This is a genomic window from Nosocomiicoccus sp. HMSC059G07 (genome assembly GCF_001815515.1).
Lineage (GTDB): Bacteria > Bacillota > Bacilli > Staphylococcales > Salinicoccaceae > Nosocomiicoccus > Nosocomiicoccus ampullae_A.
On the sequence record NZ_KV820884.1, the window covers coordinates 69,898 to 70,523 of the forward strand.

Consider the following 626-nt stretch of genomic DNA (forward strand, 5'->3'; position numbering starts at 1 on the left):
ATACTGGAGACCAAACTAAAGGTACAGAAGAAGAAACATTCACAACAGGTAAAGATGAAAAAGACGGTTATAAATTCACAAAAGTTACAGATTCAACAGAGGGCACACCATATGATGAAAATGGTGAAGAAACAACAGGTAACTACATCAATGAGAAGAACCAAAGTGTGACTTATGAATATGAGAAAGTGAAACAACCGGGACGCTTCGAAGATACGCATGAGTACTATATTGTTTACACAGACAAAGATGGTAATGAAACACGTCGTGTGAAACAATCAGATCATACAAATAAATATCAAGAAGGATTCCGCGATGATGATCGTTTCAAAGCAACAACAGAAGAGAAAGACGGCTATAAGTTCGAGAAAATCACTGGAACAGACAACTTAGAAAAACCGGACTACTATAAAGATGGTAAGACGGATGGAACATATAAACCTGGAGAGTATCAGCGTATTACGTACGTTTACACAAAGACAGAACGTGATCCAGAAACAATCGAACAAGGTAGTTTCCAAGAACACCATAACTATTATGATGTAGAAAAAGACTTTGACGGTAACGAAGTTAGCCGTGAAAAGAACGAAGGAACATCTTATACTGGAGACCAAACTAAAGGTACA

1 protein-coding gene is annotated in these 626 nt (G+C 37.4%); it reads left to right on the forward strand.

Translation table 11 applies throughout. The features are described from left to right. Window positions 1–626 (forward strand): hypothetical protein (locus HMPREF3029_RS08760; RefSeq protein ID WP_210400790.1); only part of this gene is annotated, 626 nt, incomplete at both ends.